General features: G+C 40.6%; 22 protein-coding genes. 5 read left to right on the forward strand and 17 right to left on the reverse strand.

Features of this window, described 5'->3' with window-relative positions; genetic code table 11:
• Positions 1-108 precede the first annotated feature (108 nt).
• Genes V7654_RS22695 through V7654_RS22730 form a run of 8 tightly spaced genes read right to left on the reverse strand, consistent with a single transcriptional unit; the run spans position 109 to position 5,160 of the window.
• A complete protein-coding gene (locus V7654_RS22695) occupies positions 109-855 on the reverse strand; it encodes a class I SAM-dependent DNA methyltransferase (protein ID WP_335433114.1) in 747 nt (248 codons plus the stop codon).
• Complete coding sequence (rsfS, locus tag V7654_RS22700; protein ID WP_335433116.1) at positions 855-1,208, reverse strand: ribosome silencing factor; 354 nt, start codon at positions 1,206-1,208, stop codon at positions 855-857. Before rsfS ends, V7654_RS22695 begins: the two co-directional genes overlap by 1 nt.
• A gap of 4 nt (positions 1,209-1,212) precedes the next feature.
• Complete coding sequence (gene yqeK, locus V7654_RS22705) at positions 1,213-1,779, reverse strand: bis(5'-nucleosyl)-tetraphosphatase (symmetrical) YqeK (RefSeq protein ID WP_335433118.1); 567 nt, start codon at positions 1,777-1,779, stop codon at positions 1,213-1,215.
• A complete protein-coding gene (locus V7654_RS22710) occupies positions 1,769-2,338 on the reverse strand; it encodes a nicotinate-nucleotide adenylyltransferase (RefSeq protein WP_335433120.1) in 570 nt (189 codons plus the stop codon). Before V7654_RS22710 ends, yqeK begins: the two co-directional genes overlap by 11 nt.
• Before the next feature lie 20 nt (positions 2,339-2,358).
• Positions 2,359-2,652 (reverse strand): ribosome assembly RNA-binding protein YhbY, encoded by a 294-nt coding sequence (gene yhbY / locus V7654_RS22715; RefSeq protein ID WP_335377080.1) that lies wholly within the window; start codon positions 2,650-2,652, stop codon positions 2,359-2,361.
• A complete protein-coding gene (aroE, locus tag V7654_RS22720) occupies positions 2,646-3,485 on the reverse strand; it encodes a shikimate dehydrogenase (protein WP_335433121.1) in 840 nt (279 codons plus the stop codon). The genes yhbY and aroE overlap by 7 nt, the downstream gene beginning before the upstream one ends.
• A gap of 52 nt (positions 3,486-3,537) precedes the next feature.
• Entirely contained in the window at positions 3,538-4,641 is a 1,104-nt protein-coding gene (gene yqeH, locus V7654_RS22725; protein WP_335433123.1) for a ribosome biogenesis GTPase YqeH, read from the reverse strand.
• Between the two features lie 3 nt (positions 4,642-4,644).
• Entirely contained in the window at positions 4,645-5,160 is a 516-nt protein-coding gene (locus tag V7654_RS22730; protein WP_335433125.1) for a YqeG family HAD IIIA-type phosphatase, read from the reverse strand.
• 426 nt (positions 5,161-5,586) lie between these two features.
• Between V7654_RS22730 and V7654_RS22735 the strand changes: the two genes are divergently transcribed.
• Entirely contained in the window at positions 5,587-5,727 is a 141-nt protein-coding gene (locus V7654_RS22735; protein WP_079510333.1) for a sporulation histidine kinase inhibitor Sda, read from the forward strand.
• A gap of 185 nt (positions 5,728-5,912) precedes the next feature.
• Here V7654_RS22735 and V7654_RS22740 read toward each other — a convergent pair whose 3' ends face one another.
• Positions 5,913-6,701, reverse strand: a complete 789-nt coding sequence (locus tag V7654_RS22740; protein WP_335433126.1) for a phosphatidylserine decarboxylase — start codon at positions 6,699-6,701, stop codon at positions 5,913-5,915.
• Between the two features lie 426 nt (positions 6,702-7,127).
• Here V7654_RS22740 and pssA point away from each other — a divergent pair, with 426 nt between their 5' ends.
• Positions 7,128-7,667 (forward strand): CDP-diacylglycerol--serine O-phosphatidyltransferase, encoded by a 540-nt coding sequence (gene pssA, locus V7654_RS22745; protein WP_335433128.1) that lies wholly within the window; start codon positions 7,128-7,130, stop codon positions 7,665-7,667.
• A gap of 126 nt (positions 7,668-7,793) precedes the next feature.
• Here the strand turns inward: pssA and V7654_RS22750 are convergent, their stop codons facing one another.
• Entirely contained in the window at positions 7,794-9,575 is a 1,782-nt protein-coding gene (locus tag V7654_RS22750) for a M3 family oligoendopeptidase (RefSeq protein WP_438825341.1), read from the reverse strand.
• Between the two features lie 156 nt (positions 9,576-9,731).
• Positions 9,732-9,884, reverse strand: a complete 153-nt coding sequence (locus V7654_RS22755; RefSeq protein ID WP_335433130.1) for a hypothetical protein — start codon at positions 9,882-9,884, stop codon at positions 9,732-9,734.
• Between the two features lie 194 nt (positions 9,885-10,078).
• Between V7654_RS22755 and V7654_RS22760 the strand changes: the two genes are divergently transcribed.
• Both V7654_RS22760 and V7654_RS22765 read left to right on the forward strand, forming a co-directional pair.
• The gene (locus V7654_RS22760; RefSeq protein ID WP_335433131.1) at positions 10,079-10,762 is read left to right on the forward strand and encodes a response regulator transcription factor; all 684 of its coding nucleotides are present in this window, start codon (positions 10,079-10,081) and stop codon (positions 10,760-10,762) included.
• A 76-nt stretch (positions 10,763-10,838) separates the two neighbouring features.
• Positions 10,839-11,195 (forward strand): group I truncated hemoglobin, encoded by a 357-nt coding sequence (locus V7654_RS22765; protein ID WP_335433134.1) that lies wholly within the window; start codon positions 10,839-10,841, stop codon positions 11,193-11,195.
• Positions 11,196-11,279: 84 nt separating this feature from the next.
• On the opposite strand, the gene V7654_RS22770 is transcribed toward V7654_RS22765, so the two are convergent.
• The 4 genes from V7654_RS22770 to V7654_RS22785 all read right to left on the reverse strand — a co-directional run bounded on the left by V7654_RS22770 (position 11,280) and on the right by V7654_RS22785 (position 13,849).
• On the reverse strand, positions 11,280-11,840 hold the full coding sequence (locus V7654_RS22770) for a hypothetical protein (RefSeq protein WP_335433135.1): 561 nt from the start codon (positions 11,838-11,840) through the stop codon (positions 11,280-11,282).
• A 14-nt stretch (positions 11,841-11,854) separates the two neighbouring features.
• A complete protein-coding gene (locus tag V7654_RS22775; RefSeq protein ID WP_335433136.1) occupies positions 11,855-12,994 on the reverse strand; it encodes an NAD(P)/FAD-dependent oxidoreductase in 1,140 nt (379 codons plus the stop codon).
• Positions 12,995-13,086: 92 nt separating this feature from the next.
• Positions 13,087-13,326 (reverse strand): sulfurtransferase TusA family protein, encoded by a 240-nt coding sequence (locus tag V7654_RS22780; protein ID WP_335433137.1) that lies wholly within the window; start codon positions 13,324-13,326, stop codon positions 13,087-13,089.
• Positions 13,327-13,447: 121 nt separating this feature from the next.
• A complete protein-coding gene (locus tag V7654_RS22785; protein WP_335433139.1) occupies positions 13,448-13,849 on the reverse strand; it encodes a DsrE/DsrF/DrsH-like family protein in 402 nt (133 codons plus the stop codon).
• Positions 13,850-14,116: 267 nt separating this feature from the next.
• Here V7654_RS22785 and sigK point away from each other — a divergent pair, with 267 nt between their 5' ends.
• A complete protein-coding gene (gene sigK, locus V7654_RS22790) occupies positions 14,117-14,839 on the forward strand; it encodes an RNA polymerase sporulation sigma factor SigK (protein ID WP_207500089.1) in 723 nt (240 codons plus the stop codon).
• Positions 14,840-15,326: 487 nt separating this feature from the next.
• Here the strand turns inward: sigK and V7654_RS22795 are convergent, their stop codons facing one another.
• Both V7654_RS22795 and V7654_RS22800 read right to left on the reverse strand, forming a co-directional pair.
• Positions 15,327-15,464, reverse strand: coding sequence for a YrzI family small protein (locus V7654_RS22795; RefSeq protein WP_335433141.1), 138 nt, complete (start codon positions 15,462-15,464; stop codon positions 15,327-15,329).
• A 15-nt stretch (positions 15,465-15,479) separates the two neighbouring features.
• Entirely contained in the window at positions 15,480-15,617 is a 138-nt protein-coding gene (locus V7654_RS22800) for a YrzI family small protein (RefSeq protein WP_335433143.1), read from the reverse strand.
• Positions 15,618-16,129: the final 512 nt, after the last annotated feature.

The following is a 16,129-nucleotide window of genomic DNA, read 5'->3' on the forward strand; positions in this document are numbered from 1 at the left end:
GGAGTCTTCGCGCCTTCCACTCCAATCAACAGGTTTTCAATAATTGATCTGTGAACTGTAACTTTGTTGACAAGATGAGGCTCCCATTATTTAAATGGGAGCTCTTTTTTAAGGTTTAATCATCGCAAAAAATATTCTCTCTGCTTCAGGCTTCGGTGCTTCTAAGATGTAGTCTGCAGTAATTTCAATTTTATTGAAACCGGCCTGCTCAAGGAGTTCTTTATAATAACCTTCCGGATATGTACGCTGGAAATGTACTTCATCAATTCTATCATACTTTCCTGATGGTTCATCATAAACAAAGAAAGTGAGTTCATGTTCAACACTATGGGCTGCTTCCCCTTTATAGCTGTTCCATATGTAGGTGATTTCCTCATCATCCAAAGTAAATGTTGCATCTGCGAATATATGATCCATTTTATATACCGAATGGACATCAAACAGAAATAATCCGCCTTTCTTTAAAAGGCGGTAAACTCCATCAAAAGTTTGTTTTACTGCTTGTTCGTCTTGTAAATAATTCAGGGAATCACAAAAGATGCCGATGATGTCATACTCGCCTAGATCGTCAAGATCAGTCATGTCCTGCTGAAAAAACTGGATTGGCAGGCCAAGTCCATCAGACTTAGCCCGTGCAACCGACAGCATATCTGATGATAAATCTGCTCCAGTGACTTCAAAGCCTTCGCTCGCAAGCCTCACCGAGATTTCCCCGGTTCCACATGCAAGATCAAGCAGCTTCTTGCCTTCGATTGAATATTTCTTTGTATACTCTTCGATAATCGTAACCCATTTATCATACGGGACATCCTGCATTAGCTGGTCATACAAGTATGCAAATCTTTCGTAAGACATTAATTGAGCTCGCTCTGTACGTTCTCGATCGGAGCATCTCCCCAGAGGCGCTCTAGGTTATAGTAGCTTCTTTCTTCCTTATGGAATACATGAACGACCACATCCCCTATGTCGATCAAAACCCATCTTGCTTCGTCGAAGCCTTCCATTCTCTTAAGGTCATGGCCCATTTCCAAAGCCTTTTCCCTGATTTCACGAGCAATCGCCTGTACCTGCTTATCAGAATTCCCGTGGCAGATAATAAAATAATCCGCGATCAAGGAAATACCCTTCATATTCAATACCATTATATCTTCTGCTCGTTTATCATCGGCGGCTTTTACCGCAGTCATTAATAATTCACGTTCACTCATCTAATCAACCTCCTGAATTTTTTACGATGCTGTTATATGCATTAAATGTATCTGGAAAAACTGGCTGGTTCTTCTTCATTAAGAACTGTATTGTATTTTTCATTGATTGGATCAATGCTTTGTCCAGGTCTGCATCAGCCATTGCCCTTACCTCATCAACACCAGGAAAATGGCGGCCAGGCTCAATATAATCCGCAAGATAGATGATTTTATCAAGCAGTGTCATGCCAACTCGACCTGATGTATGATAACGGATTGCATCCAGCACTTCGTGATCGGTAATTCCTGCTTCTTTTTCGGCAAGGTAGGCACCGACGGGCGCATGCCAGAGCTCACTATTGTAATCAAGCAGCTCTGCTGGCATTTTCTGTTCTACAATGATTTGCAACATTTCCTCTTTAGGCCTGAATTTGGCATAATCATGGAAAATAGCGGCAAGTTCAGCTTTTTGGACATCCTCCCCGTACTTATCAGCGAGCTTAATTGCCGTTTCCATTACGCCGATCGTATGCTGATATCGATGCTCAGTAAGCTGCGCTTTTACTATTTTCAGCGCTTGTTCACGTTCCATATAAACCATGCTCCTCTACATATGCCCTGACAGTTTCAGGAAGCAAGTAACGGATGCTCTTTCCTTCCTTAACCCTCTCTCTGATCATGCTCGATGAAATGTCAATCTGCGGTGTCTCCACATGCAGGATTTGATATTCAGATTGATCGTGAAAAGATGGCCTGCTTACCCCTACAAACTTGACCATTTTCAGCAATTCGTCAATATTATGCCATTTAGGCAAATATTCAACCATATCGCCGCCAATGATAAAGTAAAACTCATCTTCTTTATACATATCTTTTAATATTTTCATCGTTTCATACGTATAAGATGGACCGGTCCGCTCGAGTTCTACGGTCTCAACCCTGAATTGAGGGTTGTCCATGATTGCAAGTTCCAGCATGGCAAGCCTGTCAGAGTTACTTATTGGCTCAGAGACCTTTTTGTGAGGCGGCACCTGGTTAGGCATAAACCATATTTTATCCAGCCCATGTGCATGAAGTACTTCATTCGCAATCACTAAATGGCCAGTATGAGGCGGGTTGAATGTTCCGCCAAGAATGCCAATTTTCCTCAATCCGTCACCTCCCAGTTTTATTACCGTGGAAGAACTAATTGCTTGTTTTCGCGTGATTCTTTATATAGAACAATTGTATTTCCGATTACCTGAACCAATTCAGCTTTTGCTCCGCGGGACAGCTGCTCAGCAACTGTATCTCTGTCATCTTCACAGTTCTGCAGGATACTAACCTTGATGAGTTCTCTTGCTTCAAGGACTTCATCAATCTGCTTAACCATATTTTCATTTACCCCGCCTTTGCCAACTTGAAAAATCGGATTAAGGTGATGGGCTTTCGATCTTAAAAAACGTTTTTGCTTACCTGTTAACATGTATATCCTCCTAAATGTCTTAAAACATTTGCTTTCATTCTTTGGGTATCAGGAAAAATTCCCGTCCATTTTTCGAAGGCGAGTGCTCCTTGATACACAAACATATCAATTCCATTTTGGGTTGCTGCTCCGTTGATTGCAGCATCCTTTAATATTTTCGTTTTGAGCGGATTATAGATAATATCACTCACTAGTGCCTTTGATGATAGGTTCTCGAGTGAGAGTGGGGAGAAATCAACTTCAGGTACCATTCCAATCGAAGTGGTTTGGATGATAAGCTGATACTCTCCAAGCAGCCTTTCAGCGTTTGCTCGATCTAAAACGCGAGACTCGACCTCATACGGACATGTCTCAACTAATTCCTCAGCCTTTTCCATTGTCCGATTAAAAATATCAATCCTTTTTACCCCAGCTTTGGCCATAGAAAAATAAATGGCCCGCGCGGCACCGCCTGATCCTATAATTAAAGCTGATCTCTCTTTAAAATCAGCGGCGTGTCCTTCCAGCCCCTTTACAAAGCCAGGTCCATCTGTATTATAGCCTGTAAACAAGCCGTTTTCATTTTTAACTGTATTTACAGCTCCAATTGCTTCGGCCAATGGATCGATTTTATCAAGAAGCGGCATGATTTTTGTTTTATGCGGGATTGTTACATTGAAACCACTCGCTCCTAATGCTTTCAATCCTTTTGCAGCATCCTCGAGATCATTCTTTATTACGCGGAAGGGAAGATAACTGGCATCAATGCCGTATAGCTCGAATAAATCATTGTGCATGGCAGGAGACATTGAATGGGCGATTGGATCGCCAATGACACCGAACATTTTTTTCATCTTTTTCTCCCGCCCTTTCCATCAGACTGCTTAATAGCGTCACTTTTTAGATTTAAATTAAAGACCTTCTTAACAAAACATGTACCCCTTTAGGAACATAAGCAGCGATTTTTGCCCCTGCTTCATTCACTGTTACCCAGCCAAGTCCGGAAAAAACAACATCGGTCTTAGGTTCTTTTATCATAAACTCATGACGAACGAGTTCTGGGAACTCATCCATTTGTTCACGCCGCGGAGGGGTCAGGAGTTCTCCGGCATGGTTCTTATAAAGTTCATCAGCGTTTTCGAGCTTAGTCCGATGAATGTTGATTTCATTAGGCAAATAGCAGGGAAAAGACCTTCTGCCGCCTGTAATGTAATCAAACCTAGCCAAGCCTCCGAAAAATAAAGTTTGGCTTTCATTTAACTGGTAAACCTTCGGCTTGATTTCCTTTTTAGGAGTGATGAACTTCAGATCCCGCTTATCTACATAGTGTGCCATTTGATGATGATTGATAATTCCCGGTGTGTCAACGATTGCTTTGCCATCTGCCAAAGGAATTTCAATCATATCGAGGGTAGTACCTGGAAAATGGGAAGTAGTAATGACATCGCCTTCTCCAGTTACTTCTTTGATGATTCGATTTATAAAAGTAGACTTCCCTACATTTGTACAGCCAACAATGTATACATCCTTGCCATTTCGATATTCATCGATGGCAGCCGCAGCCTCTTTAATATTCAATCCTTTAGATGCGCTAACAAGAAATACATCTATAGGATTGAGTCCGAGTTCCCTGGATTCTTTTTTCATCCAGTCAATCAGCTTTCTTTGCTTGACGGACTTTGGCACAAGATCCGCTTTATTCCCGATAAGCATTACTTGGTTATTTCCGGCAAAACGGTGGATCCCCGGCAGCCAGCTGCCATTAAAATCAAAGATATCAACGATCTTGACAATAAGGGCATCCCTTTTTCCAAGCTCATTCAATATTTTTAAGAAATCATCATCAGTAAGACTGACATCCTGAATCTCATTGTAATTCTTTAATCGGAAGCATCGCTGGCACACTACGACTTCTTTTTCTAGTGATGAAGGCGGGGCGTAACCCAGCTGCTCCGGATCTTCTGTCTGTATTTTCACACCACAGCCTGTGCAGGCAAATTGTTCACTCAATGCTTAGTCCTCCCAATTCAGCTTTCCTTGTTTCCTGAACCAATCTAAAATCCTTCTTTCTACTTTCCGGTTGAATTTTGTTACAAAACCATCTGTCTTTGCAACCGGAACAACAAGAATCGTATGGAATCCGCTTCTATTGCCGCCAAGGACATCAGTCAGCAATTGGTCACCAATCACTACTGTTTCCTCTTTCCGCAGTCCCATTTGCTTTAAAGCCTTATTAAACGCGCGGCCCATAGGCTTTCTTGCTTGAAAAATAAATGGTATTTGAAGGGGATCGGAAAACGACTTAACCCTATTCTCGTTATTATTCGAAACAATCGTGACTAGTATTTCATTTTTCCTCATATTGTCAAACCACTCGATCAGCTTTGGAGTCGCATTTGGGCGGTCCCATTCAACAAGCGTATTATCAAGGTCAGTAATAATGCCCTTCACGCCTTTTTCTTTTAAGCTTTCCGGCTGGATATCAAATATACTTTTCACGTGCTGGTCAGGCAAAAAATGCTTTAGCAATTTCATTACACCTCATTAATTAAGTTCCTATCATACCGTTAACATCATACCCAATTTCACCCTCGCTTTCAAAGCAAACATTTGAACGAGTGAAAAATAATGGCTATAACCAGATGGGGTTCGACAAAAAACAGTTAAAAACCATCAAAATCAAAATATTCTATAAAAAACCAAAAAACTTTTCGACAAAATCCAACATTTTCCTATATTGTGGATAACCTTATGCACAATATACACATTGATTCTATTACTTTTTTCCCATTTATAAACAAATTAATCACAGGTTATCCACGGGTATTTGTGGATAATTAGAACGGTTGTTCTCAAAGTTTCATTCTGATAGAGTAGGGGTAGAACAAATTAGCTTACAATTTTATGCAATATACAACTGGTATAGAAGTATCCTTTTGGGGGTGAATGACTGGAATGCGTAAACTTTCGGACGAACTATTGATTGAGTCTTATTTTAAAGCAAGAGAATTAAATCTAAGCTATGAGTTTATTAGATTGATCGAAACGGAAATCCATCGGCGGTCATTATCTAACCGGATCAAAGTTTCATCCTAACAGCCCCAGAAGCGGGCTTTTTTTTATTGGCTATTTTCTAAAAGATTGTTGTTTTTGAAATAGATTTTTTTACAAATCCTTGACTGAAGCGGAATGGGCGAGACTCCTCCGAAAATGCTAACGCTTTTCTTCGTGCATTTATTCAAAACCAGGAAAGGCACAGTGTGTATCTGTGCCATGGTTTGTCAGTCTTGTCCCTTTAAAGTTCCGATCCTTTCGCCATATTTTATATGATATGGCGTAACGATATTGGGAAGCAGGCTGAAAGTATTTTTTTCAAAAAGCAAAACAACCGTTGAGCCAAAAGTGAAATATGCCATTTGTTCACCCTTATCGAGCATTTCGCCATTATGGGTCGTTTCGATTGAATTAACGAACATGGCTCCTACCTTGACTAATGCAGCCATGCCTTCTTTATGCCTGATTTCTGTGATTTTTCGATAGTTTTTGGATAGCGGGAAATCTCCATACCTTAATCCTGTTTTGTTGACGGGATAGGATTTCATGCCCAGAGTCCATTGATTCGTCACTACACCGGATAATGGACTATGAATGCGATGATAGTGACTTGGACTAAGGTAAAAGACCATATAGGTTCCCTGCTCATACCTGGCCATTGATTCATCATTGCCCAGCATCTCTGAGATTGAATAAATCTTTCCTTTGACCTTAATCGTTCGGTCAGCCTCAATCTCTCCAATATCTTCGATTACAGCATCAACAGGGCTAACTACCGAGTCAGGATCCTCATCAATGTTCCTTGCCCCTTCCTTAAGATTTCTGATGAAGAAATCGTGGAGGCTCGGATACTCATTAATCGGCTTTTCCATTTCTTCCTGGTTAATTTTATAAGTCTTTGCAAATGAAGATACGATCCGTTTGCTGCTTGGTGATTTTGCAAACCTCTGCAAAATATCCGAGGACCACTTTCCGTTTGTCAATTCGATGAGCAGGCGATAAATACTTTGAATCAATGATAATACCTCCGATTTATTAAAAGTATCTTTACGAAAAAGCATAATCGGCTTAGAATTATATATTATTATATAATAACCCAAGGTGCTAGTTCTCTTTACCTGAGCCACTTTTCGTTAAGGCATTTTCGCAAGGATTGCTGTTATCCGGAAATAGATGAACCCCGAGTTTTTTCAAGATTTCGGGCATCTTTTGGGAGATAACGATATTTAAACATGCCTTCTAGCTATTCAAGCAACGAAATTATCGAAAAGATCCTTAACTGTGCGGCTCTTCAACAAGTATGATCCTAGCTGATATTTTCAGTTTCAGGTCCTTGATAAGGGAGTCTAACATCAATGCAGGAAAAGAGTATGAACTTTTACATAAATAAGATTTATGCCTGCAATGTTGGGAAAATAGTCTTCCTTAGAGGAGTGAAATGCATGTTTTTACAAGATGTATTGGACTTAACGGTCAAGAAATTAAAATCCCAGACTGCCAATGTCCTGACGCTGGCCAATCTTTCCTTAGGCGGTTTTGCGATCATAGTTGGCATCAATGGCAACTTGAATCTAAGTCTCTTGCTTATCTTCATTGCCGCGCTGACAGACCGTTTTGACGGAATGGTTGCCAGAAAACTGAACATTGAATCCGAATTGGGGAAGCAATTGGATTCCATGAGTGATATTATATCATTTGGCGTAGCACCTGCACTATTAATATATCAAGGGATTTTATCTGACTACGGGGCACCTGGCTCTTTCTTTATCGTTTTTTACATTGGCTGCGGAGCATTCCGCCTGGCGAGGTTCAACATTTCTGAAAATAATGGTTATTTCACAGGACTGCCAATCACAGCTGCAGGCGTCCTTGCTACCTTAAGTTTTCTTGCCATCCCATATGTGCCTTCACAAACCTTCATATTTATCATGATGATTCTCAGCTTTTTAATGGTTAGTCCTTTTAAGCTGAAAAAAGTATAAAAAACCCAGCCTCGGTAAGGCTGGGTTTTTGCTTGGAGCTTTCTAATCTACCTATTTTAGCTAACAGCCTCTATTCGGGCACGAAGTTTCTACGATTCCTTTCGAAGACTAAGAAGCATCAATATACTACTCAGTTAAAGCCAAAAATTCTTCAACATCCTCTACACACATGCGTACTGCCTTCTCCCAGAAGTCCTTTTTCGTTAAATCGACATTTAAATGTTTTTGTGCCAGTTCTTCCACAGGCATTGAGGCAGAATCCTTCAGCAGGGCGATGTATTTCTCTTCATATCCCTGGCCTTCTTCCTGGGCCATCGCATAAATGCCGAGTGAAAATAAATAACCGAATGTATATGGGAAGTTATAGAACGGAACTCCGGTAATGTAAAAATGGAGCTTGGAAGCCCAGAATAGCGGATGATATTCTTCAAGCGCTCCTCCGTATGCTTCTGTCTGTGCATCCTTCATCAGTTCATTGAGCCGCTCTGCATTTACTACTCCTTGCTTTCTTTCTTCATAAAATCTTGTTTCAAATAAGAACCTCGCATGGATATTCATGAGCAGTGCTACCGAACGCTGGATTTTATCCTCTAATAGACTAATTTTCTCTTCTTTTGAGGTTGAGTTTTTAAGAGAAGCGTCCGACACGATCATCTCTGCAAATGTTGATGCTGTTTCCGCAACATTCATTGCGTAGTTGCGGTTCAATAAGTGAAGGTCCCTCATAGCGTATGTATGGAACCCATGACCTAGCTCATGTGCAAGAGTCGAAACATTTGATGGAGTACCAGAGTATGTCATGAAAATTCGGGACTGGCTGCCTTCAGGGAAGAACGTATGGAATCCGCCTGGCGCTTTTCCAGGACGGTCCTCTGCTTCAATCCAATTGTTCTCAAAAGCCATTTTTGCGAATTCAGCCATTTCCTTGCCAAACTGGGCAAAATTATCAACGATAAAGTCTGACCCTTCCTGATAGGACATTTTCGACTCTGTGCTTCCAATCGGGGCATCAAGGTCGAACCAGCTTAACTTTTCTAGACCCAGAAGCTTTGCTTTCCGATTAAGGAACTGTACAAATGGCACTTTATGCTCTGAAATAACTTCCCACATTGCATCCAGTGTTTCTTTTTGCATCCTGTTAATATCAAGAGGTTCTTTTAACACATCATCCCAGCCCCGAAGCTTATACACATTCAATCTAAAGCCAGCCAGATGGTTCAAGGTTTTAGAATAGAAATCTTCCTTCTCCCCCCAGGCTTTTTCCCACTCTGTAAAAATTTCCTTCCTGACAGAACGGTCTGCATCAGATAGTTTATTGGCAGCCTGACCAACTGATAAATCCCCATCTTTATATTTAATTTTAGTGTTGCTTACAAGCAAGTCGTACAGCTGCCCCCATCCATGGTAGCCATCTACACTTAAAGCATTAATAGCGGATTCTTCTTCTCCGGAGAGCTTTTCGGCAGCACGATCACGACGTTCAGTCAATACAAAGCTTAATTCATTTAAAAATCCTGATTTTACAAGTTCTTCCCAAACCTCTGGTGAAAAGCCAGCAAGTTTTTGGTCAAAAGCAGTCAGTGCGTTCTGGAGTGATGCGCTTATTTCAGTCACAGTTGCCCTTAATTGGTTTGCTTTTTTATCTTGAGTATTCTGTGCCTGTAAACAGCTTACGAATGCTCCAGCCTGTCTTACCTTTCTGGCAGCACCATCAAACATCTCGACCAGGCTTGTCAGTCGCGCGCTTTCATCTTGCTGCTCACTCGGCTGCCAGTTCTCCACCTGTTTCTTAAAACCTGCGATTGCTTCAGCTGCAGCCATCATGTGAGATGCGAATTCAGCTGAATTGCTTCCTCCCGGAAAGAATACATCTAAGTCCCAAATCTCTGAATATGTATTTGCCATCAAAATTACCCCCTTTATTTCTATTGTTTTATTATAATGTTATTTTTCTAAAATTTCTATTTCTTCACAAGATTAGTGAATCTCTCTTGGTCATTAAAGCTACAATCAATATAAAAAAAACAAGACTTAGCCTCAGTTGGCATAAGCCTTGTTTGTTTATTATGAACAAAAATACCACCAGCCGCCGAAAATGAGGACGATAACTAACAGGATGATGAATAGGGCAAACCATGCACCACTACCGCCGTAGTATCCAGGATAGCCTCCATATGGCCCTGGATATGGCCCAGAACAACAGTATCCGTATGGCATACTTTCACACTCCTTTTCTGTATCCTATTATCAACATATGGGATGCTGTCCATTTTGGTTTGGGCACTGCCAATATTTCCTTTAGCAGTATTCATAAGGTGCAATTCTACCATTGATATGAAAAATAATGCACAATTTCTTCATAAATATCATGTAAAATTGACTCAACCACTTTTTAGCAAGGAGTCATGTTAATGGAAACCATTCTACTCATTGATGATGAAACACGGATGCTTGACCTGCTATCGCTTTACCTTACCCCACTTGGATATAAGTGCGTCAAACAGACTTCTGCCCTAGATGCAATAAGTTACCTTGATGAAAATCATGCTGATATCATACTTCTCGATGTCATGATGCCAGAAATGGATGGCTGGGAGGCATGCAGGGAAATCCGCAAGCATTGGGATATTCCAGTTATAATGCTAACAGCAAGGAGCGAAAAGCCTGATATCGTAAAGGGGCTAAAAATCGGTGCGGATGATTATGTAACAAAGCCATTTGATGAAGGGGAGCTGATTGCTAGGATTGAAGCCGTGCTTAGGAGGAATTCAGGAAAAAGTCCAATTCTCAGTTTCAAAGGCTTGAATCTGAATATGGATTCTTACGATCTTCAGTATAATGGGGCTTCCATTCCCCTCACTCCGAAGGAATTTTCCCTTCTTAATCTTTTTTTACAGAATCGGAATAAGGTTTTTACAAGAGAACATTTAATTTCAAATATTTGGGGACATGGTGTTGCTACTGAAGACCGGACAATTGATTCACATGTGCGAAATTTGAGGGAAAAGCTGCGGAAAGCCGGATTTAGCGCAGATGATTATTTGATCACCGTATGGGGCGTAGGTTATAAATGGCTTGAAAAAGCAGATAGCTAATTAAAAAAGGTTTCTTTCATATTTCTCCGGATAAAAAGACATAATAGGGACGTTAACTTAGACAGGAGGAATATAAATGGAAAACTTATATGAAAAACTAGGTGGACAGGATGCAATCACAAAAGTGGTCGATGTTTTTTACGAAAAGGTCTTGGCTGACGAAACGGTTAACCAATTCTTTAGAAATACAGACATGAAAAAACAGCGCCGTCACCAATCTCTATTTATTAGCTGGGCATTAGGCGGACCCAATCAGTATTCAGGAAGAAGCATGGAGTTGGCACATAAAGGAATGAACCTTAATGATGAACATTTTGGTGCGATTGCCAATCATCTGGCTGCAAGCCTAAGGGAGTTCAACGTATCTGACCAGGATATTAATGGAGTATTAGACAGACTGACTACGATGAAGAATGATATCCTATATAAATAGTAAACTCGATAGCCATAACACGAAAAAGGAGAGGTTATTCCTCTCCTTTTCTCTTTGTAGATAATAGTTTACTTCTATAATGAATTACTTGTTCAATTCTTTTGGCAGATTCTGAAGGAATGTAAGCATTAGAGTCAAGCCTTCTCTTGTGTCTTTTTGTGTCACTGCCTTCATCATCTGCATTGAGGACATAGGTGCTTTTCCTCTTGTGTCTTCTTGAGCATTATGGAATGCAGTAACCATACCTTCGACAAGGTCAATTGCGCCAAGCTGTACGAAGGTATCTGCAAGTTCCACGCCTTTGATCGCCTTTTCAACCATGTCCGTAACCATTGGTCCAGTCATGGCACCTTTCATCGCTGCAGCCATGTCAGCAAGCTGAATCAATGACTTCAGCACTCCGGTTTCTTCCATGCGTTTTACTTCCATTAATGTACGCTCAAAATTTTCAGCTACTTCTGGTAATGCTTTTAAAAGAGAAAGAGTTTCTGGCTGAAGAAGATCATCGGCCATCTCAACCATCTTCACGCCGGTTTCAGCGATCGTTGAAACCATTTCACCCGTAACTGCGTTCATTGCTGCATCTGTAAAGCCTACGAGTTTGTGTGGTGCATTCATTTGTGCTTGAGGTGTTTCTGTAGCCATCTCTACCACCCCTTCTATAAAATCCCTCTGGCATTTAGCCAGTATAGCTCGTTATACACAGCTTTGAACCAGTGAAGCAAATCAGAAGTAGCTGCTGGCTGCGGAGGGTTATTGTAATCAAATGTAATCATGCTGGCGTCTTCAAGGCTGTTTTCAAGGAAACACGCTACCTTACCGTTGTATACAGCTGTCTCTGGACGTCCGCTAAGCCTGCTCAAAATGTTTGCAACAAGAGATTCAGATTGATAATGCGCTGTCGATCCCGCCTTGCTGATCGGAAGATTCGTTGCATCCCCAATGACATAAACATCATCCTGCCCAAGCATCTTCAAAGTTGTGCGGTTTGTTGGAATAAAGCCGGATTCATCACCAATACCTGACTCGATTACCGCTTTTGCCCCAGTATGGGCCGGGATTGTGATAAGCATGTCATATTCGTGTTCCTCGCCATCCATCGTGATGGCAACCTTCCGCTTCGGATCCACTTCTTCAAGGTTGAAGAATGTTTCGTATTTTATATCTCTCTTGTCAAATTCAGGCTGAGCCCATTCTGCTACTGGCACTAAAGAATGGATTCGGCCGATTGGGTAGGCATATTTAATCTCAATATCTTTGCGTCTTCCATTCTTTCGGTAATAGTCATCGAGCATCAACGCAAGTTCAAGCGGCGCAGCGGGACATTTGTGAGGAACATCGATGGTGATGAGTATTTTCCCCTTTTCCATTGCTGCAAGGTCATCCCGGAGACGTTCAGCACCTTCTAGCGTATAGAAGTTATGAGCTCCTTCCCTTAAACCTGGAACACTGTCAAAGTCTGGATGCGAACCAGTTGCGATCACCAAATAATCATATTGATACTGCGTCTTCCCTGACTTAACAACCTTTTTCTGAGTATCAATTTTTTCTACATCATCATAAACAAGATTTACATTCCTGTGTACAAGAGTCTCCTGCTTTCTGATGAAATGCTCGGATGGCTTTTCATTGAAAGCAATAAACAAATAACCTGGCTGGTAAATGTGCTTTTCTGTATTTGAAATCAGTGTGATTTCTACTGCACGTTTTTTCACATCTTCTCCAAGCTGGCGGGCAAGCCTGTTAGCAACCATAGTACCCGCACTGCCTGCTCCTAGAACCACAATTCTCTTTGTCATTTGATTCACACCTTTTTAATGAAGTCGTTGAGGCAGGCTGTTTTTCATTTCCGGCTATAAAAGAGCCAAATGATCAGAGCCTATCTGTAAAATTATTTCGCTTTTCTTACTGCGATTCTAAATTCATCGCCTTCATTTTCTGAGTAAGCAATTTCGTGACCCATCTTGTTAACCCACTCAGGGATATCAACTGCTGAACCTTTATCGGAAGAGATTACTTCAACTACATCTCCCACTTGCGCTTTCTTTATCCCCTTTACTAATTCCATTAATGGACCAGGGCAATATGCTCCTCTTGCATCGATTGATTTAGTTACAATAACATCACTCATGTTTTTTTCCTCCTGGATAGTTGAAATTTATCTTAAAATAATAAAAGATTTTTTATTTTCGCATGAAGGGGAGAAGGATGATAGGCCTGCACGCCATATCACTTTTTCCTGCTTCATCTGCTTACATCGTAATAACTGTAGCTCCCTGAGTCATTCCAAGGAATCTGGTTACCCCAATCACTCCATCAAACACATCGACCATGTCTTCTTCTTTCCAATCCATAATATCCATTGCAAGCGCACAGCCATAAATGTTAAGTTCTCCCATATCTTTTCCTTCCTGCAGAAGTGAGTCAAACAATGGGATCTTCTTTGCGAGCATTTCCTTGCCAATCGTTCCAGTAATGAAATCATTATTTTCAAAGCTGTCTTTTCGGAAAGATTTTAAAGCATTCATTGTGACAAAAACGTTCACAGTCATACCTGACATTGAAGCAACTGATCCTACAAGTGCTCCAGCGTGAAGCTTTTCAAGATCTTCAGATAATAAAATAACCGCTAAAGATGGGGCTTGCTGTTCCATAATTTATTTCCTCCTAAGAGATCGTATATTTACCTTACACACTAATTATACCCATACCCCTATTGATATGTCTGTTTCTGTTATGTGAACGTTTTTCATCTAAAAAGTGACAAAACAACCCTTAGACAGAGATAACTATTGCATTTCTCAATAATAATTATGGTTTAAATTTCCAAAATAAATTATTTGGTCGGACAGACACAATCTTGCCAGTCTTCTCATAGGAATTTAATATAGGCGAAAGCCTTAATAAGCGGGGGTGGAAACATGTCTGGCATTCTAACAGCGCTCGGCTATCTAGTTAAAGAAGTTATTCTTCTTGTTTCATATGTTAAAAACAATGCATTTCCTCAACCGTTATCTGCAAGTGACGAACGGAAGTATTTAAGGTTGATGGCAAATGGTGATCCACACGCACGCAATATGCTGATCGAGCACAATCTCAGGCTAGTCGCTCATATCGTTAAAAAATTCGAAAATACTGGTGAAGATTCAGAGGATTTAATCTCAATCGGAACAATCGGGCTAATCAAGGCTATTGAGAGTTATTCTGAAGGTAAAGGCACAAAACTTGCAACATATGCAGCGCGTTGTATTGAAAATGAGATCCTAATGCATTTGCGCGCATTAAAAAAGACAAAGAAGGATGTATCCTTGCACGATCCGATCGGTCAGGACAAGGAGGGAAATGAAATTTCACTGATTGATGTCCTGAAATCTGAATCTGAGGATGTAATTGACACAATTCAGTTGAATATGGAGCTTGAAAAAGTGAAGGAATACATCGATGTCCTCGATGAACGTGAAAAAGAGGTAATCGTTGGCCGATTCGGCCTTGATTTAAAAAAGGAAAAAACTCAGCGGGAAATCGCAAAAGAATTGGGAATTTCCAGAAGTTATGTATCAAGGATTGAAAAAAGAGCATTAATGAAAATGTTTCATGAATTCTATCGGGCTGAGAAAGAAAAGAAAAAGAATAAAGGACAGTAGCATCTTGACCGGAACATTGACTCCGGTCTTTTCTGCTTTAGGAGACTCCCTCAAATACATCAAATAAACAGTTTCGCCTTCTTATGTTAAACATAAAAAAAGAGCGTCAACCGCATTGGCTGATGCTCTTTTTGTATTATTCAACAGTGACTTCTGCAGCTACAATCAAACCAACAGCGCCGCAGATGACCAAGCCCATGACGATTAAGAACATGCTCCACACCCCTTTATGCTTCTCTCATGATTACTCCAAATTTAACATATAAATACGGTGTATAAAGGGGCCGGATGTGAACATTTTGTTACTAATCATTGGATTTCTTTTTCTTAAAAATAAGCGTTAACAGCAATATATGCAATGACATACGATTTCCTCCCAACTCAGGTTGTTAGGTGGTATCTTTCTCCACCCATAAGCTAGCCAGTCTTCTTTGAATTATATAAATCATCTTCTTTCCACCTTTCTTAGTTTATTATTTCAAATGAATTAAAACGGTCGGATCATTGCCTGACGGCTTCTGTTTTCTTCAATCATTTTTTCAATCATTTCATTATGGCAAATTTCTTCCATAGACATTTTACGTTTGTTAATCGTTATCGTAAAAAACAAAATATTTAGAGTCATTATTTAGTCACCTCCTTAAAACGGGCGCATCATTGCCTGACGGCTTCTGTTTTCTTCCATCATTTTTTCTACCATTTCGTTATGGCGAATTTCTTCTAAACTTATTTTGCGTTTGTTAATCGTAATCGTGAAAAATAAGATACTTAGGGTCATAATCTAGTCACCTCTTTCTAGTGTCAAGTTCCAGTGTCAAGCCGCTTTGGCTTCCAAGCGCACCACAAAAAGCCGCAAGGAAGTATCCCCTGCGGCATAAATAGGCATAGAAAAGCCGCAGGGCACAATTCTCCCTGCGGCATGGATGTATTAGTTCGTTAAAACAGCTTAAACAATCCAGTCCGATCCGGTCGAATGTGTAATACGATATGAAGTTTCTGAGTTATTCCAATATCCAATCATGATCATTTCACTCGACCTCCTTCAAGATTATTTCACTTACATTGGTAAGTATATCCACTTACTAATGATTTGTAAACCTATTTGTGGTCTTTTTTTCCAAAAAAGTATTCGCCAAAAATCGTCATTGTGCAAAAATAGCCAAAAGAACAAAAAGCGCAAGCGCCTTGGTCAGCCCCGACAAGCGCTGGCCGACTAAAACCGCCACGTCCTGTGGCAACGTCGGCACTAGTACATCGTGTCCGTCGAAGGGCCTGACAGTGAAGTCGCTT

This window comes from Bacillus sp. JJ1609, from assembly GCF_036967045.1.
Lineage (GTDB): Bacteria > Bacillota > Bacilli > Bacillales > Cytobacillaceae > Mesobacillus.